This is a genomic window from Streptomyces vastus (assembly GCF_039532825.1).
GTDB classification, from domain to species: Bacteria; Actinomycetota; Actinomycetes; order Streptomycetales; family Streptomycetaceae; genus Streptomyces; species Streptomyces vastus.
The window spans coordinates 26,489-46,512 of record NZ_BAAASJ010000043.1; the positions used below are offsets into that span (position 1 = coordinate 26,489).

Genomic DNA, 20,024 nt, shown 5'->3' on the forward strand with positions numbered 1-20,024 from the left:
TCGAGGCTCAAGGCTGTCCGAACCTTCGTGAACTCTCCCGAACTCCTGTGACATCAGGCCCTGTTCGACGCCCCCAGAGGTGCCAGGAACCGGCTCGGCTCCCCATGCCAGAAGATCGCCAGGGCATCGCGGGCCCGGGTCGCCGCGACGAAGAGGAGAGAGCGCGCGCGTTGCAGCTCGCGGCGGTGGCGGAGGGGGTCCGTGCGTTGCCAGGCGTCGACGGCGGAGCGGGGGACCAAGCCTTCCGAGACTCCGGCGATGATCATGCGCTGGTATTCGAGGCCCTTGAAGCGGTACATCGTTCCGATGTGGACGCCCTCGTTGCGTGGGAGTCCGTCGCGGGTCATCACGGTGGAGGTGATGCCGTGGCGGGCGAGGCGTTGCTCGACGTCCGAGGCCATGTCGTTGGTGGGGACGCATACGGCGACGGACTCGCGGGGGATGTCGTGCCAGGCCTTCACCTGGTCGGCGATGGCGTCGAGCGTCTCGTCCCAGCTGTCGGCGCGGTGCAGTGCGGGACGGCGACCGTGGAGGACCGAGCGGTAGCCCTTGAGGCTGTCGGTTCCGCCGTCGAGGTCGTCGTAGTCGGCTTCGGCTGCCTCATCCATGACCTTCGTGGCGTCGCGGAGGATCTCCCAGGTCGTGCGGTAGCTGAGGGTGAGGCGGGAGGAACGGCCGCGGATGTTGATGCCGAGGCTGCCGAGGGTGACCTGGTTGTCATAGATCCGCTGGTGGGTATCGCCGACGAGGAAGATGTCGTTCGGCCCGGCCGGGACCATCGCGCGCAGCATCTTCCAGTGGGCGGCGCTCAGGTCCTGGGCCTCGTCTACGACGATGTGCCGGTAGCGGTAGCGGAGGAAGGCTCCGGAGCCGGACTCGACGTGTACGTTCGCCAGTCCTCCGCGTTCGTCGGTCTGCTGCTGTCTGCGGTCGATTTTGGTCTTGCGGTCGAGCTCCAGGCGGGCGGCCCGCTCGGCGACCTGGCGGTGGGTCTCCAGGCCCTTGAGTTCCAGGCGCTGGGTGAAGCGTTCGGCGAGCTGCCAGACCTGTGCCCGTTCGGCGCGGCTCAGGGTGCGTCCGCGGCCGGCTCTGCGCACCACGAAGTAGTCGGAGCGGGAGCGGACGGCCTGCCCGAGGATCACCTGGTTCCACTCGTCGCTGAGGAACTCCGCGTCCCAGCGGTTCTCCCCCGACTCCACCAGCAACTGCCGCCATTCCCTGAGCGCCTGGGAGTCGTCGATACGCCGCTTGGCGTTGCCCGGGTCGGCTTCGCGCACCACGCGGGTGGCGAGCTGGTCGACGTGCACGATGTCGACACGGGCCACGGTTTCCGGGCCGCCGAGGGCCAGCAGCCGGGCCCGCAGATCGGCGGCGAGGTTCTTGTTGAAGGTGGTGAGCAGCACCGGCTTGGTGTGGCCGGGCCCGAGCCGGTCGACAAGGTGCTTGACGCGGTGGAGCGCCACGATGGTCTTGCCGGTGCCGGGGCCGCCGCTCACCCGGGCCGGGCCGGAGTACTCGCGGCGCACCAGCTTCTCCTGCGTGGGATGCAGGAAGACCTTCCAGCGGCCGAAGTCGCGTTCCTCGATGATGCTCTGGAGCGACTCGTCGTCGGTGATGACGACGGCCTGGGAGCGCCCAGCGGCCGACTGCCAGTCCTCGGCGTCGAACTCATCTTCCTTCTTGACCGCGACCGGCGCGGTGACCTGCTCCTTGACGTCCTCGTACGAGTAACCGTCGCGCAGCCGCAGCAGTACTTCGCCCGTGTGCCGGGGCGCGTACTTCGCGAGCGCCCTGACCTCGTCATCCGAGGTGAGTTTGAGGACGATCGGGATGAGCGGCTCGGCGACCCCCAGCTCGGCGAGCCGCTCGGCGCCGTAATGCGCGAACAGCGGTTCCTCGACGGGCTGTTGAGCGTCAGGTGCGTCGCGTACGTCCTCCTCCACGGCCTGGAGGTCTACGTACTCGATGGCGCCGGTGACCTGGTTGATGCCGTACGCGAGCCGGTCCGCGTGCTGCTTCACACGGTCGCGGTGCTGCACCGAGACGAGCAGCCAGTCGTCGGCGGCAAGCCGGAGCAGGAGCGCGCGATGGTCCTGGTCGACGCGGGCGGAGAACAGGCGGCCGTCATCCCTCAACTCCCGGAGGTGGAACACCCCCGCCCCCGGGTTCTTACGGAAGTCGCGCTGGAACCGGTACACCGCCTCGACGGTCGTACGGTCCAGCGCGGCGATCTCCTTGTCCGCCTTGTCGAGCAGCCGCAGCGTGGCGCCCCCGGTCATCCGGCGTGCCCCCCATTCTCGGAGTTCTCGCCCCCGTCAGTTCCCGCAGTTCCGGCAGTCCCGCCGGCTCCGGAGAGCAGCAGCGCCGCCAGTTCCCCGGCGTCCCACTCGACCGCGGTACGCGCACGCCACCCCGCCGCCGCATACGCCTTGTCGCGCTCCTCGGCGTCGTAATCCGGCGTACCGTCCTCGCCCCGCCGATGCGCCAGCACGACCGCAACTCGCCTGTCCGGCCAGGCGAGTTCGGCGGGCCAGAGCTGGGCGCCGAGCTCGTAGCCGGCCACCGGAGCCGACACCCCGCGCTCCGCCAACACCACGCACAGCTCCTTCAGCCCCGGCTCGTCCAGCAGGTACTCGATGACCTCGTCCCAGCCCGGATCCCGTACGACTCCGGACTCCGCGCTCTCCACAACAACAGGCTCGGCGACACCCTCCGACTCCGCCACGGCCACCCTCCGCCGCTGCGAAGTCAGCCACCCCGTCCCCCCCGTGACCGCCAGCTCCCCGGCGTCAAACGCATCAAGCCCGCTCACAGCGAGCTGCGCCCCGTCACCTTCCCCCTCATTGAGGAACTGGAGCAGATTCGTCCAGTACAACCACGCCTGCCACCGCCGCCGATGCGCGCTCTCGTCCGCGACCGCCGGGCTGTCGTCCAGCACGGTCACCGCCGACCACACGGCGCCCGCCTGCCCCCGGCGCAGATCGAGGGCGACGGTCAACGGACAGCCGCTGCCGTCCTTGGTCGCCAAGACCTGCACGGCACCCTTGCCCCCGGCCAGCGGCTGCCCGCGCAGGGCCTCGGTGATGCGCTCGGCGATGGCCGGGCCGTCGGCGAGGGCCCGGCTGGTGGCAGCTACGGCGGCGAAACCGGACAGCGCGCTTTGGGTGCGGCGGCGCCACAACTCCGGCTCGGGACGCGTGAGATACCCGATCAACGTGTCCACCGGGTTCGCCCACACAAAGCGTGGCAGATCCCTGGTATCCCCGCTGTGCAGCCGACGGTGGATGTCGAGCGCAGTCTTCTGCGCGGTGTTCTGGTACGGCACCCACACCGGGTCTGCGGGCGGCTTGCGCCGCCCGGTCCAGGCCTCGACGTCGTCCCAAGTCAGCTGGAACACCTGCCAGCCCTCGGCGCGCAGCCGGGTGCGCTTGTCCGCGTCGATGGCGATGTTGTTGTGCTCAGGGCTCGCGTGGTAGCGGTAGCCGTCGAGGTAGACGGCGACGCGCGGTTGCTCGGCGTCCAAGCGTGTGAAGACCACGTCGGGCCGGGTGAAGCCGAGGGAGGTCTGGGTCTCCATCTGCCAGCGGGTCACGGATCCGTCCGGCGCGGTCAGCCGCAGCTCCGTGCTCCGCTCGCCGTCCGGTGTCAGCGCGGTCCGTACGCTCGCCTCGTCGACGTCGTCGCGGCCCGCCCACTCCAGCAGCCCGCGCCTGAACAGCGCCTCCAGCTCGCTCTCCACCTGGTGGACGAGCGTGATGTCCCCGGTGGTGGCCACGGGCTTCGCCGACCAGCCCTCGCCTTCCCGGCCGAAGAGTTCGCCGAGCATGTCGAGGGCCTGCTCCCGCGAGACCTGCTCGTACTCGCTGTCGGCGACGTGGCGCAGCAGGCAACGGTGGCAGGCGGGCCGTCCCTCCTCCACGCACGCGCACGTCTCGATGAGCTGCCGGGCACGGGCCAGTACGTCCCGCAGCCCGTCGGGCCCGGCGAGCTGGTGCAGGTAGCCGGTGCCTCCTGGGAGGGTGTCGAAGAGGACCAGGTAGTGGCGGCGTACGTCGGGATCGCCGCTGCCCGGGTCGGGCAGTGAGTCGGTGACCACGGCCAGGTGGTCGGGGTCGCCGCCGTAGCTGCGGGCGATCCCGGCGAGCAGCGCGGCCTTGAAGGAGACGAGCCGTTCCTGGGTGTGTGCGGTAACGGCGGGGATGAGGATGCGCAGCGCCTCGGTGCGCAGTTCGTGCGCGAGCAGCAGCCGGACCCCGGTCTGCCGGGCACGCGTGTCGGGCACGCCCTCGCGCAGCTTGGGGCACCAGGGCCGGTGGTATTTCGTGGCCTTGGCCGGCAGCAGGGCGTCGTCGGAGACGGGCCCGCCGTCCGGGTCGGCGTAGCCACAGGAGTCGCACACCCAGAACGGGTTGAGCCGCACCCTCCGCCCGGCGAAGGCGTCGTCGGCGACAGCGTCGACGCGTGAGGCGCCGACGTTGATGTGCCGGATCACGGCCTGCCGGGTGAACTCCCAGCCGAAGGTGGCGCTGCCGTGCCGCCAGGCCTCGACGAGACTGTCGTGCGGGATGTCCACGGCCGGTACGACGGTGTAATGCCGCCGTTCCCGCTCGTCGGTGTCGTCCCGTACCCGGGCGTCGTCGCGCTGGTCGCGGGAGTGGACGCGGTGCGGGACAAGGACCTTGTGCAGACAGCCCACGTCACCGATGGCGGCGGAGTGGCAGCGCGGGCACGCCGAGGAGTCCTGCTGGGCCCGGTGGGTGCGCACGTGACCGCAGTCGGGGCAGATCCGCCACCAGATCCAGGCCGGGCGCTTGCTGCTGCCGATGTCGAGGCCGGTGATCCGGTGCTTGTAGCCCTGGATGTAGTAGTGGTTACCCGGCGCGAAGTCCTCCAGCGCGAACCGCGCGGTGCGGTCGTACCGGAGCACCTTGCTGCGGTACTCCTTGCGACCGGCCGGGCCGTCGGGGGCGTCCTCGGTCCAGGTGAGGGTGGCCTCCAGTTCGGTGGTGGAGTCGACGAGGCTGTAGTTGGGCAGTAGCCCCAGGTCGACGAGTGCTCCGTGTGCGGTGCTGCTGCTGATGTCGCGGGCCCGCCGGGTGACGGCCCGTCGCTCGGCGCGCAGTTCGCGTCCCTGCCGTTCGTGCTCGGGGTCACCGGCGACGAGCAGTTCGGTGGCGGCGTCGATGGCCTTGATACGGCGCTGGAGTTCCCCTCGCCGCTCGGCCCACTGTTCGCGCGCCTTGTCCAGCGCGGTCTTCAGCCCTTCGGTCGCGAACTCCCGTACGGCGTCGGCGGCTTGAGGACTCACCCCGGTCCCGCGTTCTTCGTCGTACGGCGGGAAGAGGCGAAGGAACGCATCCGCGAGCCGTCGTCCGTCGGCCAGGGCGGCTTCCTGAAAGTCCGTCAGCCAGCCAGAGGTGTCGAACAGTTCGGTGGCCCGGCGCGGCAGCGGACGCAGCGGCACCCGGTCGCTGTCCGCCGACGACAGCTTCCCGGCGGCGACCACGTCGAGGAGGTGGGCGAGGTACTGACGGCGGAGGATCTCCACCGCTGACAGGTGGCAGCCCGGCGGCTGGATGTCCCCGGCGATCATCTGGCGCGGGTCTTCGAGGTAGTACCGGTCGCGCGGCCCCCGGTCGACCATCGTCAGCAGGTAGGCGTTGCCGGTGGAGCGCCCGGCGCGGCCGACCCGCTGCACATAGTTGGCCGGGCCCTTGGGCAGTGAGGCGAGGACCACGGTCGACAAGTCGCCGATGTCGATGCCGAGTTCGAGTGTGGGTGTGCACGACAGTACCTGCGGGTTGGCGTAGTGGACGTCGGTGCCGTCGCGGAACGCCTTCTCCACGGCTTCCCGCTTGCGTCGGTCCAGGGTGCCCGTGTGCTCGGCCGTGTTGATGGTGAAGACTCCCGCGTCGCGGTACATGCGCCGGTAGAAGTCGTCGGTGAAGTCTCGCTGGCGGACGGTCCCTTCGCCGTACTGGCTCGCCTGGAGGTGCCCCCGGCAGCGGTAGCGCGGGCATGGCTGTTCGTGCCACTGGCCGACGCGGCCGGGGTGGACGGTCTGCTGCCAGAAGCAGTCGGGGCAGCGCACCCCCGCATCGGCGACGTCCTCGTCGGCGAGCTTGCGTACGTGCACATGGCCGGGCTGGAGCCCGTACACCCGGGTCGCCCCGTCGCCCGCGGTGCGCACGGAGAGCACGTCCGCCTCGGCGAGGGCGGGCAGCAGCCGGACCAGGAAGTCGGTGGCCGCGTCCCGGTTGCGCAGGCCGAGGGCGCGGACGGTCCAGTCCTGGTACCAACCGAGCCGTCCGGTCAGTACGTCGAAGTCGTCGCTGCCCTTTTTCGGGCCCCCCAGCAGGAAGGCGGGCGCGGAGACACCCGGCGGGAAGGCGGGCATGCCCTCCTCGCGTCCGCCCCAGATCTGCCAGCGGCGCACGCCCGCCTGGTCGATCCAGTCGTCCAGCCACCTGTGCCGGATCGCGCCCCGCGTCCGAAGCCGCTCCAGCAAGCCCCGCACAAACCCCACGAACCGCTCCGGCCCCGGCACCGATCCGTCGTCCAGCGCGATGTCCCCGGGTGTGCGGTGCAGCAGCTCGCGCACCAGCTCGGCCACGCCGTCCGGATCGGCCAGCGGCACATCGGCGGCCACGGTCCGGGTGAGTTCCAGCGTGCGCCCCTGCCGGGACCGCAGCCCGAACTCCATGATCGCGGCGAACGCCAGCCGCTCGGCGATGAGTTCCCACGTCGCCTTCGAACCGTGACTGCGTCCGGACAGCAGCGTGTCGACGCCCCGGAACACATGCAGGTCCGGCGGTACGACCGCGACCCGCACCAGGCGACTGTCGACGACCTCCTTGATGATGTCCGCCGCCAGATCGCTCAGCGCGACGGACGAGTCCTCCTCGACGCGGCTGGCGAGCAGGGAGCGGAAGGAGAAGGTGTACGAGCGGCTGGCGACGTATCCGGCGCGGTGCGCGGCGTCCTGGACGGAGTCGTTGAAGAGGAGGGTCTTGTTCTCTTTCAGGTTCCTGTCGAGTTCACCGCCCGTGAACAGCTGGGTGATGGAGGCCGCCGCGAGCGCCGCGAGACCCGTACCGAGGTAGCGGATGGAGTTGAAGGTGCGGCAGGCCGGGCACTGGTCCCTCTCGGCCGCGCGCTCGCCCGCGAGGTCGACCTCGACGAACGCCGCGTTGTGCAGCGTCTTCGCGATCCGTGGGCCCATGCCGTCGTGGGCGGACTCGAAGTCGCTCTCGGGCGACACGGGGCGCAGTCGCCCGCTGTCGCCGTCCAGCACCATGACCGTGGGCCCGCTGCGCGGCGTGTCCCGCGCGAACGCGACCTCGTGGGCGCGCGCCGCCGTGGTCGCGATCATGTTCCGTACGCGCCTCTTGTCGCGCCCGACGGAAGCCCGGCGGATCTTGGTGGCGTTCAGGTCGAGTTCGGCTGCGTCCGTCTCCGGGGAGAGCGCCGCCCAGCCGGAGCGCCCGCACTCGCGGCAGAAGACGGCGGGCAGGAACACCTCGGCCGGCCGGGGCGCGCTGTCGTCGGCGGGAGCGGGCGCAGCGTCCCCCGCCTCTCCCGTGTCCGCCTCGTCCGACGCGTCGTCCGCGGCCTTGCTCACGAGCCGCCCGCCGGCAGCGACCCGCTCGTCGTCCCAGCGGAACTCGGCCCGCGCGGGCGTGATCCCGCGCAGCACCCGCGACACGGACCGCACCCAGTGATGCATCTCGATGGACAGCAGCGGCCGCTTCGGGTCGTCCGGGTCACGGGCCGTCGACAGCAGCGCCACATACCGGGCCAGCGCCTGGGCGGCGACGTCCGGCTTCTGCTGGACGGCCATGCCCCAGTGGTACGCGTACCGGGGCAGCACCTCCATGACCTCGGGCAGCGTACGGGGCCTGCCGTCGAGGATCTCCAGGACGGCGGCGGTCAGCCGGTGCCGCCGCAACTTCGCCCCCAACTCGCCCGCGGACAGCCCCGATTGGCCCGTAAACGCCGCCACAAGCCGCTCCATGGCCCCCGAGTCCCGCGTGGGATCACCGAGTTCGGCCACCTCGTGCGGGGAGGGGAAGGGCAGCGAGAAGTCGCTCTCCCCCACGAACTCGTCCACACTCCGCCGCGACTCCCCCACCACGGCCTCGGCCGGGAAGGGCACCCCGAAGACCTGCTCGGCGACGTCCAGCATCGTGGAGGTCTCGCCCCCCGACTCCCCCAGAGTCGCCGAGGTCGCCACCGGGCACACCGGCCCGAGCGGCCGCCCGTCCCGCGCGAGCCCGGTCACCGCGCCGAGCCTGCGCAGCAGCATCGCCACGTCCGTGCCCTGGGCGCCGTCGTACGTGTGGAACTCGTCCAGCACGATGTACGCGAGCGAGGAGCCCTGCCACAGCTTCTGGTCCTCGGGGCGTTGCAGCAGCAGGTCGAGCATCTTGTAGTTGGTGATCAGGATGTCCGGCCGGGTGGCCCGGATCTCTTCCCGGTCCACGGCGACCTTGCGTACGGAGTCCTTGAACTCCCGCGAGGGCGTGTCCCCGATGTAGAGGCCGGCCCGTACGCCCTCAAGCCGCGTGTCCTTCGCGTTGTCCAGGTGGTCGTTGATGCGCTGGGCCTGGTCGGTGGCCAGTGCGTTCATGGGATACAGCAGAACGGCCTTCACCCCGTCCCGCCCGGCCGCGCGCTCCCGCCGGCAGTGGTCGAGCAGCGGCACCAGGAACGACTCGGTCTTGCCGGACCCGGTCCCGGTGGTGACGAGCGTTGGCTCGGCGGGCCCGTTCAGCGTGGACAGCCGCTCCCAGGCGAGGGCCTGGTGCCGGTGGGGCCGGAAGCCCTTGGGCCACCACTCGAGATGCTTCTGCCAGCCGTCCCCGACGGCGCTCCGGAAGGGGGTACGGATCCGCAGATACGGCCCGCGGAAGATCCCGTCGCCCGGATCCCCGAGGAACTGCTCCAGCGCCCGCCGCGTCGACTCGTCCGCCAGCGCGTACGTCGTCGCCAGGTACTGACTCAGGCTGGCGCGTACCTGGTCGGCGGCGAGAGTCGGTCGCACGCGCGGGTCCCCCTTCGGCGCTGGATCATGATGTGTTCCCAACCGTAAGGGACGGCGGGCCGGCCGTGACCCTTGCGGAGGGCCTTCAGACTCCGAGCTTCCTGCCGACGTATGCGATGCGTACGGTCCGGTCCTCCGGTACGAGCCTGAAGTGCAGGCGGCCGGGCTTGGGCGGGTAGTCGGTGTGCCAGTAGAAGCACCGCCGCTCGCCATCGAGGTCGGTGAACCAGCACAGGCGCTTGCGCGACTCGAACTCGCCGCGCACGTCTCCCCGCCACTGCGGGCGTGCCTGTGTGTCCGGGTCCCAGTCGGCGACGGACTCCTGCAGCTCCAGCAGCCGCCTTCGTACGACGGCGATGGAAGCCGCGTCGAGGGCGCGCAGCTGGTCCTCGACAGCGGGCAGGAACTGGAGGCTGGGGCAGATCTTGCCGCGCTTCTCCCACAGCTGAGCGCCGGTGGTCGCGGCGGTGTCACGGGAGGCCTTGATCCAGGTCAGGTGCTCCTCGACGTGCACCCGGGCCGATGCGTGCCGGACCTCGACTTGGCTGACGTCGACCTCGGTGGTGCCGTCCTCGTCCTCCATCAGCCGCTCGCGCTCCAGCAACAGCGTGGTCGCGTCCCAGCAGGCGTCCACCGGAAGAGAGATGCCCATCCCGCCCGTCAGATGGGCTGCGCCCAAGGCGTCCACCTCGACGCCATCGTGGCGGTATTCGACGTCGAGGCCGTCCACGCCATCGGGATACCCCTCCTTGAACGGCGACTTGGTCCGCAGCTTGAGAAGCAGGGTCCACGCGTCACGGTTCTTGGGATTACCGATCCACTTGCCGATCGGATACCCGTTCGCGATATGGAGCTGGTTGAGCTTCGCTTCGGTCACCAGCGTCGTCCCGACCGGGTCCGCTCGCTGGACCGCGGCCGCGCTGCGGGCGAACTCCGTCATGGCTCTGTCTGCCTGTAACGGCTCGCAGGCACTTCTGCACGACATCTCGTTCAGGAACAGCTGCGGCACAAGTCTCCCTGGGTGATGGTGTGTTGGCGGGACCCTGGGCGAGCGGGCTCAGTCGAGCAGCTGCTCCAGCGTGTTCTCCAGCTCGTCGAAGAAGCCCTGGGGCCACTGGTCGAGATGGCCGTCCTCGTCGATCTTCGGGGTGATTACCTGTGCTCCCGCACCGTCGTTGCGGAAGTAGTGCACGACCGCCTGCTCAGCCGGGAGCACGCCGCGCTTCACCGCGAGCCGCATGCCGTTGAGCACGTGGTCGCTGTGTGTCTCGACGATGAGTTGTGCGCCCTGGGCGGCCGCGGAGGCGGCGAGCTGGGCCATCTTGGTCTGGCCCTGAGGGTGCAGGTGCGCCTCCGGATTCTCCAGCAGGACGAGCCCGCCCCACTGCGCGGTGAGACAGGCGACGACGATGGGCAGGGCGTACGTCAGACCGAAACCGACGTTGGTGGGGCGCCGGCGCCCCGTCGCGGTGAGGGCGTCGCCGAAGCCGTAGGACAGGCGGACTGTGTCCGTACCCTCGATGGGGGCGGCTTCGATGTTCACGCCGGGGCACAGCTCGCCCATCCAGGCGGCTACTTGGTCCAGCAGCTGGGGCGATTTTGCGCGAGGGTGCCGCAGCGGCCCATCAGGGAGGTCGCCGCGAGCGTGGTGCCGGAGGAAGTTGACGGTGTGTTCGCCTCGGACGCCGAGGAAGCCACGACCGATGGCCACTTGATGGTCGCGGGGGTAACGCTCGGCGGGGGTGATGCGGTCGGCGTGGAGGTATTGGAACGGCCGCTCGAAGTACCCCGGGAACAGATCCGCCATTCCGTCGGGCCGTGACGGGCCCTCCTCAGTTGCCGGCAGCTGGACGCCGGCCAAGGGCAGCAAGTTCTGTTCGGGGTCGTAGGCGACCGTATAGGCGTAGTGGTAATCCCCTTCGGTCACGGCCAGCGTGATACTCGGGGCCTCCCCGGTGAAGTCCTCGTGCAGGACGTCCAGTCCGGTCCCGAGGCCGACGAGCTCACCGTTGAGCAGAAACCCTGCCCCGCCCTGCTTGAAGATGAATCCGTCTCCAACGAAACGTACGGGATGCGCCAGGTCGCCAGACGTGTACGACTGATGCAGCAGGGCCAGCGCCTGCATCACCGTGCTCTTCCCGGACGAGTTCAGCCCCGTCAAAAGGGTGAGCGGACCGAGTGGGATCTCCGCTTGCTGGAACGCCTTGAAATTGGTCAGCGTCAGCCGGTCAATCACCGCTCAGTACCTCCTGGAAGAGTCCCGCCACCACCTCGAACCGCGTCCGTACGTTCTCGGGGTCGCCGGGGGCGACGGTGAGGGCGCGTTCGAAGGTGAAGTCCCCGGTCAGACGGGCCGACAGACCGTCACGGACTTCGTCACGCGACGCTACCAGTCGAACACGCTGCTGGTCGTCCAGGGTCGCGACATTGACTGCGACAGCCTCGAACAAGGCTTTGTTGACGGGGAGTTCACGTCCACGGTCGAGCGACCTGCGAAACGCCCGGTCCCCGAAGACGTTCAGCGCGCATTTCATCGCCTCTTTGAACTCCCGTGCCTCCCAATCCCGTTGCTCATCGGTGAGCTCGTTGAGGCCGTGCATGGCGTTGGCCAAGAACAGGTCGAAGTCCGGCTCCCGGTACCGGTCCGGCGGCGTGAGCCGGAAGGCCAGGAAGCGGAGCACCAGCTCACGGTCGCTCATCCGCTCGTTCGACACGCTGTACCCGGTGGCCTCGCCGAAGGCCGGATGCTCCGCGAGATCGGCGAGCAGTTCGCGGGCCGGGCCGGGAATCATGGCGTGCCGGATCTCCTGCGGGGTGAGCGGCTGTCCCCCCGCGTTGATCCGGCGGAACAGGTTGAGCTTCACGGCCGCCGGGGTGCGGTGCCGTACGAGATGGACGGCGACCTTGGTCTCGCTCAGCCGAAGGCGCATGCGCCCGGACAGGTGTGCGTACAACGCTCCTTCCCGGTCCGTCAGGTACTCCAGGCCCGTCAGGAACAGCGGTGACAGGCCAACGGTGTGCTGGGGAGCCATGAACCGGGCGATGGCGGTGAGCCGCTGCATGCCGTCGACGACGGACCAGATGTCGTTGGCCTGCTGCGCCATGTAGAAGGGCGACATGGGGAGGCCGAGCAGAAGCGACTCGATGAACCGGCTCTGCTGTACGTCGCTCCACATGCCGATGCGGCGATGGAAGTCCGGTGCGAGATCGAGCGTCATCTCCTGGAGCCGGGTGAGCAGCAGATCGACAGTGACAGTCAGGGACTCGATCCTGATGCTCTCCGGATCGAGGTATCCCACGGCCCAGGAGGACTCGTCGGGCGGCAGCTCCAGCTCGACTCCGGTGGGCCGCCCGTTCGCTCCGATCTCGACAGGCGTCTCGAAGAGCGGCCCCCTGGGGTCGTCCTCGTGTTCCAGCCCTGTCATGTCCGCCGTGTCTCCTCGTCAGCTTCGCCGCTCTGTACAACGCGGCGTTACAAGGTCCGCCTTCCGGCACCTTACTGAGTCTGAAGTCGTGAATTACGGCGGAGAGAGGGGCAGACCCGTCCTGTACGTCCGTGCGGCCCTGCTCGAATAACTCCGCGGCTGCCATGCGCACCCGCTCACGCCGCCCCCGGTACCCCGGCGCGAGGCCCGCCCGAGGCTCGCGAGAAGGTGGGGACCAACGGTGGCACCGCCCTTCAGCAGGCGAATGCCGCACTGGGCACGGCCGTGCCGGCCGAGTTCGGGGCGGCCGTCGGGGCGGAGCTCACCTCAGTGCGTTCCTCGCATCGTCCAGTTTCCGGGCGAAGTCCCGGCCATATGCCGGGGCGTCGTCGCTCTGGCACAGCTGTTGCTTGAACAGGGACAGCCAGCGAGGAAGGTCGATTTCGGCTCGTACGGTCTTGCCGGGGGGTTCGCGGTCCAGGATCTCCCAACGGTCGGCGAGGGTTTCCACGAGGAGGAGGCCGCGGCCGGAGTCGGCGAGGGGCTCTGGAGGCTTCACGTCGCCGGGGCCCGGTGGGCGGAGTTCGGTGCGGGTGTCGGTTACCTCGATGCGGAGGCTGCCAGGGATCAGGGAGAGGGACAGTTCGAAGTCTCGGCCCGGTACGCGGCCGTGAGTGACCGCGTTCGCCGACAGTTCGGCGACGATCACGGCTGCGGTGTCGGAGACGTGGGTGCCGTGTGGGATGCCCCAGTCGTGGAGCTGGTTCAGGGCGAGGTGCCGGGCGAGGCGGGCGCCGAGTGGGGTGGCGCTGAAGCGCTGGGTGAACACACGTACGGTGACGGGGTGTTGGCGGGTGGCCGGTCGTGTCATGTGCCCAATGTGGCGGCCGGTAGAGGCACTTCACCAGGTCCGACCCGCGTACGCTGCGCGAGCGTACGCGGTTACGGACTGGACAGTACTCATAACGTCTCGTAACCATGAGCGGGCTTGGGTGCCGTCAACGTGCCTGCATCTGGCACCCATGCCTACCGCCGCACGTGACCAGGCTCGGTACGTGCGGCCGGGGCGGCCCCTCGTCAATCGGCTCGAGGCCTACTCGCCATCGCAGTTCGTGGCCTCGGATCCAGTCGGTTCCGTAGACCTCGTGCCGGCACTCTCGCCCTTCTTGCCCGCCTCGATGGGGGCGTGGCGCCGCCGTTGAAGCTCATCGCGTTCAATGTCCGGGATCGTCATCGACTCGGCAAGCACGGCGGCGAGCGCTTCCACTTGAGTGTTGTCGATGTCGGCGTGGAAGAGCCACCGGATGTTCTCGTCGCGCGTGATGAGGTCGATCGCCAAGCGCGCGCTTTTGTCGTGTGTGGTCGTTGCTCGGACGTATCGCACTCGGTCAATCGGGATGTCCCGACGGATCTCGCCTTGCTCAAGGAATGCGTTCGTCTTGGCCGTGATGATGCGGCGGTCCGTGACGGCGACCAGCGTCTTTACCGCGGCCTTGTCCCTCGCTGCCGCCAGCTTCTCCTTCGCTCCACCGAGGATCGCAGAAATGGGACCGAGGGCATCGAGCTGATCGGGGAAGCCGAGGACACGTAGGGTCTCACCGTCCTCGAGGAGCCATCGCAGGATGCGAAGGTACGGCTCGCGATCCAGCGATTCGGGTGCGCAGACGACGCCCGGAGCCTCAAGCGGAGGGGCCGGCGGATGGAGAGCGTCGGCAAGAGGCTCGATCGCCTCCAGAAGACGGGCGGAGGTTTCGCGGGCTGCCTTCGCATCCTTCCGCTTCCCCGGCAGCGGCCATGCGTCGGGTCCGGGGAGCTCGGCGGTGATCCGCAGCTCCCGCGTCAGCGCGTCGACGAGGCTCGTCGTCTCGGCGAGAGCGGAGTCGAACTCCGCGCGGGTGTCGCGCGCGATGACCTCGGCGTACTGCGCCTCGGCGGCGTCTTCGCGTCCAGCGGCTCTCGCCCTCGCGGCGCGGAGCGCGTGATATCCGGTCCATGCCTTGAGGGAGGACAGGAGGGCGTAGGCATCGAAGGCGATCGCCTCGGCGTTCGTCTGCAGATACTCACGGTGGCTGCGTGCGTCGGCCCGACCGATCTGCCTGACGTGGTCGCGGACGTTCCCCTGGTAGAGCTCAAGCTGCTTCTGCAGCAGCGCTCCACTGCCCGCGACGTCCTCCCACAAGGACGTCGGGACCGATTCGATCTCTCGCGCCTGGTCGACCGCGCGATCGATGGCGGCGACGAGCCCCGTCAGTTCGGCCCACTGGTCCTTGCGGATGGTGGTGAGGACCTGACTTGTCACCGCGAGGTTGGTCCTGACGAGGCCCGAGACCTCACTCAGCATCATCTGAAGGGCGACCATGGCCAGCGCCGGCCCGATCGAGGCCGCGGTCTGCGCCTTGTTCACCGCAGTCACGGAGTAGAAGCGAGCCTGATGCAGGATGCGGCCAGGAACCATCACCGCTCCGAGGTTCCCGCCGTCCTTGACGGCGAGCGTCGCGCCGCTCTTCAGCAGGGCCTGTGCCGTGTCGCCGATCCTGTAGAGCCCCTGCACGCCGGCGAACGCGTTTCCGAGATTGCCGGCCACGGTCGCCGCGTTCCCGATCGAGGCGAGGATCGCTGAGATCTGCTTGCGGTCGGCAGCCGGCACGATCCCGAAGTCGATCAGATCGGGCTTCAGCTCCGGCGGGACCTCACCGGCGACGAGAGCCACCCCTGGGAGCACCTCCACCAGGACCGTCGACGCCGTCGTCGAGTCGATGTCCGAGTCGGACGTCGGATCGTCCACAACAGGTGAGTCGGCGGTATTGCTCGGGCCGTTCTCCTCAGGCTCGGCGATCTCCATCGAGTCCGAAGGGTCCTGCATGCGATTTCCTCCCCGCGAGGGCGCGCAACGGCCAGACGTCGTCGGCGTTCCCTGCCGGAGTCTACGGCTCGATGCCCTGCGCTCCAGTGGGAACCGGCCTGGTTCAAGAGCAGTTACAGCAGCGGCAGCGAAGGGGACTGCGTCGAGGTTGCCACCTGCCCCGACTCCGTCCACGTACGCGACTCCAAGGACAAGCAGGGCCCGCAACTCGCCCTCTCCCCCGCCGCTTGGCCCGACTTCGTCTCGTACGCCGCCCAGGCCTGACCGTTCACAGCGCCGTGCCCCGCACCCGGGCCCAACTCCGGTGCAGGGCACAGTCGTTCACTGGCGCTGTTCAGCCGCGCCTGCCGAGCGGTCAGCGAAGGTGGCGCTCGACAGGTCACCGAACCGGCCGTTGATCGCCTCCCGCAGGGCTTCGGCGACAGCAAGCACGTCAGTGGCGGAGCCGATGGCGGCGGGCACAGTCGCAGAAGGCCCTCTCAGATCTCCGGCGCGAGTACCGTCAGCCGCAGCAGCGCGGCGATGGCCAGGGCCGTGGGGATGGCGTACCACCACTTGCGTAGCCACTTGGCCTTGATGAACAGCCACGTCAGCAGGGCCATGACGCCGGAGAAGACCAGGCCGACGCCGGCTGCGACGCTGGAGTTGGTCACAGCTTGCCTGTCCCAGGGCCCGTCTGGCTCGACCATGTAGGCGGTGAGGACGACGTAGCCCGTCACCAGGGTTCCGAGCGCGAGAACGACGGCGCACACGGCAGTGCCGACCCAGCTGGACGACCTCGGCTGCCCACTCTCACGTACATCGGCCGTCGGGGTGGAGCTCACCTCAGTGCCTCCTTTGCATCGTCCAGTTTCCGGTCGAAGCCCCGACCATATGCCTGGGCGTCGTCGCTCTCGTAGTAGGGGCCGCCGTTGTAGCGGGCGGCCAGTTCTTGCATCTGGGCGCGGGTCATCTGGTCCGGCGGTACGTCCGCAAAGTCGCTCTCTGCCTTGAGTTGGGCCAGGTACTCGGATGCGATGAAGGTGTTCTGGGCCGGGTCCTTGGTCGCTTCCACAATGGCGTCCCGCTGCATGTCGGTGAGGTTGTGCGGGTCGTACCCGAGTACTTCGGCGGCCCGGCGGACCTTGGATGGCGATCGGGCCCATCGAGGTCTGGTCGGCGTCCTCGAGACCGGGAACGTTCCTTCGTGCTCCGTACGCTGCGTCGTCGATCCAGCCAGGATCGCCCTCGACCTCCTGCCAGGCGATACCGGCGACCATCTCGGGCGGCAGCCCGGAGTCCTGTGCCGCGGCTTTGATGAGCTCCTTGTTGGCAGAGACGTACTCGCGACGGCCCTCGTCCGAGTTGGACCACAGCCAGTAGTTGTTGCCCTGGGCATCTGGCAGGCCGTCGACGCGCATCTTGATGCGGTACAGGGGCTCGGAGATCACGACGTGGTCGCCCAGCGTGGGGAAGGCGTCCACCTTGGGACCGGAGCCCGGAAGACGCGCTGGTCGTACTGGGCGTACGTGTTGTTCGCGGACTTCAGATGGCCGGCCAGCGCCGCGAGCAGCACGACCGCGTCGTCGTACTGGTGCTTGGCGTAGCGGGCGAAGGTGTCGACTTTCGCGGCCACGTCGGCGTGGGAGCGGGGAACACGGCACGTCGTCGCATTCTCTGCGTCCATCCGCCCTTCGTACAGAACTCCTGCGATCTCGATGAGCAGATGCGAACTTCCGTCGACGGAGGCGGCGTTGACGGAATACCCGTCTCCGTAGCCCCCCGGACCACTGGAGGATCCCCCGACGTCAGCAGGCAACTGGTTCAGCTGCATGTGAGTCGACTGCTGTTGACGCGCCAGGGCATCAGCCTTGAGCTGAGCCCACTCCTCGTCCCATGACACTGCGACCGCCCCCGTTCGACTGCGGCATTGCCCGAGCACACGTTCGCGCCCGAGCCAAGTCTGCCACGGACAGGCCGAGAGTGATCAAGCCCGTACGGGTACGCCTGTGCCAACTGCCTTGACATTGCGGGCACATCAGGAAACGCGGGCGAGGCGGGCGCCGAGTGGGGTGGCGCTGAAGCCTTGGGTGAACACACGTACGGTGAAGAGGTGTTGGCGGGTGGCCGGTCGTGCCATGTGCCCAAGGTGGCCGCCCGGAAGGGCACTTCACCAGCTCTGACCCGCGTACGCTGCGCGAGCGTACGCGGTTACGGGCTGGACAGTACTCGTAACGTGCCGTAACGATGGGCGCGTTGGGTGTGTGGGTCGGGGCGCGTGCGCGGGAGGTGGCCAACGGTGGCCGATGACACAGTCGGTACGGATTTCGGCGAGGCGGACGCGGGCAGTACGCCACTGGAGGGGACGAAGACCCCGTGCCCGCCCCGCCACGGGAAGCGGAAGCGCAACCGGCGGACGGGGTCCATGCCCATCTGACCGCCCAAGTCTCCTCGAACGCCGTGAGTTCAGCCAGCACCTCGTCCACCGGACGCTTGTCGAGGCCTTCCAGGAACGACCCCTCCGGCACATCCTTCGTACCGAGCACGCACTCAACGAAGTCCAGCCAGTCGTCGACGGCGCAGTCACGTCCAGTCACGAAAGGACGGCTCGCCGACACTGAACGTGACGAAATGGGATACTCCCGACCAGAACAAACCTTGCACAGCGGCATCCACTCCGTGGCTGAGAACGGCTCCGTCGCAGGCAGGCGGTCTTGCGCGAATCGTTTCACGGCTCTGACAGTGAGCTCAGCGGGGCGGCCTGATGACCGTGAGGGGGCGATTCCATGCGGAACGGGATCGAGGGGATCGACGAGCTGCTGCGGGACCGACTGCTGATCATGGCCAACGACCGGTCGGCGAACGATGTGCTTTCGCATGTCCCGCTGCGCACGGGCGGGCTGGTCCTGACGGGCGCCGACGCTCCGGCCAGGTGCAGGGAGATCCGCAATGCCCAGCCCGGCATGGTCGTGGCCGTGGACTACGGCAGCCATACGCGGGAGATCGCATCCGTGGACGCGCCGTTCGGCCTTGCGACCAGCCATGGCTGGCGCGCCCTGGGCCTGGCCGACCTCAACGAGATCCTCGACGGCCAGCGCGACAACAAGGTTTCGTTCGCAGTGACGCCGACCTGCTTCATCCCGCCGGACGAGACGGGCGACGCGTCAGTGTTCAAGGCCGTGATCGGCCAGACCAATCAGTTGGACCGCGAGGATACGATCGTGCTGCTGCCGTGCAGTTACCGGTGGCTGCGAGGCGTTTCCCTACACCATCTCGTGAAGGGAATACGGGCCTGTCGGCACCCCGTGGCACTGATCATGCAGGCGGACGAGGATCCCCTCAAGCGTTCCCATGTGCCGGAAGGACTAAGGCAGTTGTGCCGGTCCTGCCCACGACTCGTCCTCTGGCGGACCGATCTCGCCGCATTCGACGCCATGGCTCATGGGGCGCTGGGGGCTGCAGTCGGAGCATCGGCGGTGCTCCGCTTCGGTGTGGCTCCGCGACCTGACAACGGAGGTGGTGGCCGCAAACCGTACACGGTGGTTCTGGTACGGCGACTGCTTCGCTACCTCCGCGTGGCGACCCTCCAGGACTGGTTCGCCCATGTCGACCCGTGGACCTGCGGCTGCGCTGTATGCGATGGCGCTCCGCTCACCCGCTTCATCGACAGCGACATCGACGTCTGTGCCGCTCTGCAGCACACTGTCCGCGAACTGTACGCCCTGCACTATGAGTTGGACGCGACCTTGCCGGGTCACGAGCGCATCGACTGGTGGCGGCAGAAGCTCGTAGACTCATGGGAGCACCATCGACTGCTCGCCTCTCAGACGGACACGGAACTCGAGTTCCCGAAGGTGCTTCAGGCCTGGCGCCGGCAGAGTCCCCTCCCTCTGCCCTCAGCCGAGCAGCCCCGAGGTCAGGACCAATCCGGTCCGAGTTGACGCCAGGCCTGCTCGTGAAACAGCCACTGGGCGGATGAGTGCCGCTGAGGCCGGTAGGGGGCGGGCTCCAGGAACCAGCGCAGCCCCCGCGGGCTCTGGGTAGCGACGCCGACGCCGTAGAAGCGGGCCTTGAGGAGGAGCAGGTCGAGATCAGGGTCAGGGGGCGATACTTGGCCTTCCTGTTCGGGCTGCCAGACGACGACCCCACGGGCACAGAACGGCGCGAACTGCGAGGCGTCCCGGACCGCCGGGTCCCACTCGCGGGGTGGGATGCCATCGGGTCCGTGTACGAGAATCAACTCGACGCGAGTGGCAGGCACGAGGCGTCGTACCGCCGTTCCCTGGCTGTCGTCCAGGTCCACGATGCCCAGGGGCGCGGCGCGCAGCGCCCGCAAGGCGTACGTGCCCAGCGATGACAGCCGCACCGGAACGTCCACGGGAAGGTCGTACAGGACGGTGAGCAGCGCGCGGCTGTCGACGGCCCCCAGGTCGGCCATGGAGCGTCGACGTGCCTCGTCGGCGAACACGGTGATGGCGGCCTGGACTTGCTGTCCGCGCAGCCTCAACCCGACGAGCGTCTGCTCGGCAAGCACCATCTCCTCATGTCCTTGTCGGTCGGGGCCAGTTCGGCTCTGTTGTCTATCAGCCCCGCACGCGCTCGACATGTGCGGCCCCGGAAAGCCCTCGCCCGCTCGCTCCGCCTCGTACTATGCGACCCTCCGAACAGCTTCCGCCGCCCGCTGAGGCCCATCCTGCTCGGGAGCCAAGGCAGG

At 68.9% G+C, this 20,024-nt stretch carries 14 protein-coding genes; 2 read left to right on the forward strand and 12 right to left on the reverse strand.

Features of this window, described 5'->3' with window-relative positions; translation table 11 throughout:
- Positions 1 to 53: 53 nt before the first annotated feature.
- The 7 genes from ABD357_RS21460 to ABD357_RS21490 all read right to left on the reverse strand — a co-directional run bounded on the left by ABD357_RS21460 (position 54) and on the right by ABD357_RS21490 (position 15,331).
- On the reverse strand, positions 54 to 2,279 hold the full coding sequence (locus tag ABD357_RS21460; RefSeq protein ID WP_344392108.1) for a UvrD-helicase domain-containing protein: 2,226 nt from the start codon (positions 2,277 to 2,279) through the stop codon (positions 54 to 56).
- Entirely contained in the window at positions 2,276 to 9,043 is a 6,768-nt protein-coding gene (locus ABD357_RS21465) for a DEAD/DEAH box helicase (protein ID WP_344392109.1), read from the reverse strand. The genes ABD357_RS21460 and ABD357_RS21465 overlap by 4 nt, the downstream gene beginning before the upstream one ends.
- An 85-nt stretch (positions 9,044 to 9,128) precedes the next feature.
- Positions 9,129 to 9,983: a hypothetical protein gene (locus ABD357_RS21470; RefSeq protein ID WP_344392110.1), complete on the reverse strand. Its 855-nt coding sequence runs from the start codon at positions 9,981 to 9,983 to the stop codon at positions 9,129 to 9,131.
- Between the two features lie 117 nt (positions 9,984 to 10,100).
- Positions 10,101 to 11,279, reverse strand: coding sequence for an AAA family ATPase (locus tag ABD357_RS21475; protein WP_344392111.1), 1,179 nt, complete (start codon positions 11,277 to 11,279; stop codon positions 10,101 to 10,103).
- Positions 11,272 to 12,468, reverse strand: a complete 1,197-nt coding sequence (locus tag ABD357_RS21480) for a GmrSD restriction endonuclease domain-containing protein (RefSeq protein ID WP_344392113.1) — start codon at positions 12,466 to 12,468, stop codon at positions 11,272 to 11,274. The genes ABD357_RS21475 and ABD357_RS21480 overlap by 8 nt, the downstream gene beginning before the upstream one ends.
- Positions 12,469 to 12,790: 322 nt before the next feature.
- The gene (locus tag ABD357_RS21485; protein WP_344392114.1) at positions 12,791 to 13,339 is read right to left on the reverse strand and encodes an ATP-binding protein; all 549 of its coding nucleotides are present in this window, start codon (positions 13,337 to 13,339) and stop codon (positions 12,791 to 12,793) included.
- Positions 13,340 to 13,561: 222 nt separating this feature from the next.
- Entirely contained in the window at positions 13,562 to 15,331 is a 1,770-nt protein-coding gene (locus tag ABD357_RS21490) for a hypothetical protein (RefSeq protein WP_344392115.1), read from the reverse strand.
- 51 nt (positions 15,332 to 15,382) lie between these two features.
- Here ABD357_RS21490 and ABD357_RS21495 point away from each other — a divergent pair, with 51 nt between their 5' ends.
- Entirely contained in the window at positions 15,383 to 15,595 is a 213-nt protein-coding gene (locus ABD357_RS21495; RefSeq protein WP_344392429.1) for a DUF397 domain-containing protein, read from the forward strand.
- Positions 15,596 to 15,652: 57 nt separating this feature from the next.
- Here the strand turns inward: ABD357_RS21495 and ABD357_RS21500 are convergent, their stop codons facing one another.
- From ABD357_RS21500 to ABD357_RS21515, 4 genes are all read right to left on the reverse strand, one after another.
- On the reverse strand, positions 15,653 to 15,793 hold the full coding sequence (locus ABD357_RS21500) for a hypothetical protein (protein WP_344392116.1): 141 nt from the start codon (positions 15,791 to 15,793) through the stop codon (positions 15,653 to 15,655).
- A gap of 17 nt (positions 15,794 to 15,810) precedes the next feature.
- Positions 15,811 to 16,155, reverse strand: a complete 345-nt coding sequence (locus ABD357_RS21505) for a hypothetical protein (protein WP_344392118.1) — start codon at positions 16,153 to 16,155, stop codon at positions 15,811 to 15,813.
- Entirely contained in the window at positions 16,152 to 16,403 is a 252-nt protein-coding gene (locus tag ABD357_RS21510) for a hypothetical protein (RefSeq protein WP_344392120.1), read from the reverse strand. Before ABD357_RS21510 ends, ABD357_RS21505 begins: the two co-directional genes overlap by 4 nt.
- Before the next feature lie 354 nt (positions 16,404 to 16,757).
- The gene (locus ABD357_RS21515) at positions 16,758 to 16,997 is read right to left on the reverse strand and encodes a hypothetical protein (protein WP_344392121.1); all 240 of its coding nucleotides are present in this window, start codon (positions 16,995 to 16,997) and stop codon (positions 16,758 to 16,760) included.
- 1,099 nt (positions 16,998 to 18,096) lie between these two features.
- Between ABD357_RS21515 and ABD357_RS21520 the strand changes: the two genes are divergently transcribed.
- A complete protein-coding gene (locus ABD357_RS21520; protein WP_344392123.1) occupies positions 18,097 to 19,251 on the forward strand; it encodes a hypothetical protein in 1,155 nt (384 codons plus the stop codon).
- Here ABD357_RS21520 and ABD357_RS21525 read toward each other — a convergent pair.
- Positions 19,227 to 19,847: a hypothetical protein gene (locus ABD357_RS21525; protein ID WP_344392124.1), complete on the reverse strand. Its 621-nt coding sequence runs from the start codon at positions 19,845 to 19,847 to the stop codon at positions 19,227 to 19,229. The genes ABD357_RS21520 and ABD357_RS21525 overlap by 25 nt on opposite strands.
- Between the last annotated feature and the right edge of the window lie 177 nt (positions 19,848 to 20,024).

Excerpts from the sequence above, each read along its gene's own strand:
- ABD357_RS21510 (WP_344392120.1), bottom strand. The coding sequence starts at position 16,403 with ATGCAGCGGGACGCCATTGTGGAAGCGACCAAGGACCCGGCCCAGAAC.
- ABD357_RS21490 (WP_344392115.1), bottom strand. The coding sequence starts at position 15,331 with ATGCAGGACCCTTCGGACTCGATGGAGATCGCCGAGCCTGAGGAGAAC.
- ABD357_RS21470 (WP_344392110.1), bottom strand. The coding sequence starts at position 9,983 with ATGACGGAGTTCGCCCGCAGCGCGGCCGCGGTCCAGCGAGCGGACCCG.
- ABD357_RS21520 (WP_344392123.1), top strand. The coding sequence starts at position 18,097 with ATGCGGAACGGGATCGAGGGGATCGACGAGCTGCTGCGGGACCGACTG.
- ABD357_RS21525 (WP_344392124.1), bottom strand. The coding sequence starts at position 19,847 with ATGGTGCTTGCCGAGCAGACGCTCGTCGGGTTGAGGCTGCGCGGACAG.
- ABD357_RS21485 (WP_344392114.1), bottom strand. The coding sequence starts at position 13,339 with ATGACACGACCGGCCACCCGCCAACACCCCGTCACCGTACGTGTGTTC.
- ABD357_RS21480 (WP_344392113.1), bottom strand. The coding sequence starts at position 12,468 with ATGACAGGGCTGGAACACGAGGACGACCCCAGGGGGCCGCTCTTCGAG.
- ABD357_RS21460 (WP_344392108.1), bottom strand. The coding sequence starts at position 2,279 with ATGACCGGGGGCGCCACGCTGCGGCTGCTCGACAAGGCGGACAAGGAG.
- ABD357_RS21515 (WP_344392121.1), bottom strand. The coding sequence starts at position 16,997 with ATGGACGCAGAGAATGCGACGACGTGCCGTGTTCCCCGCTCCCACGCC.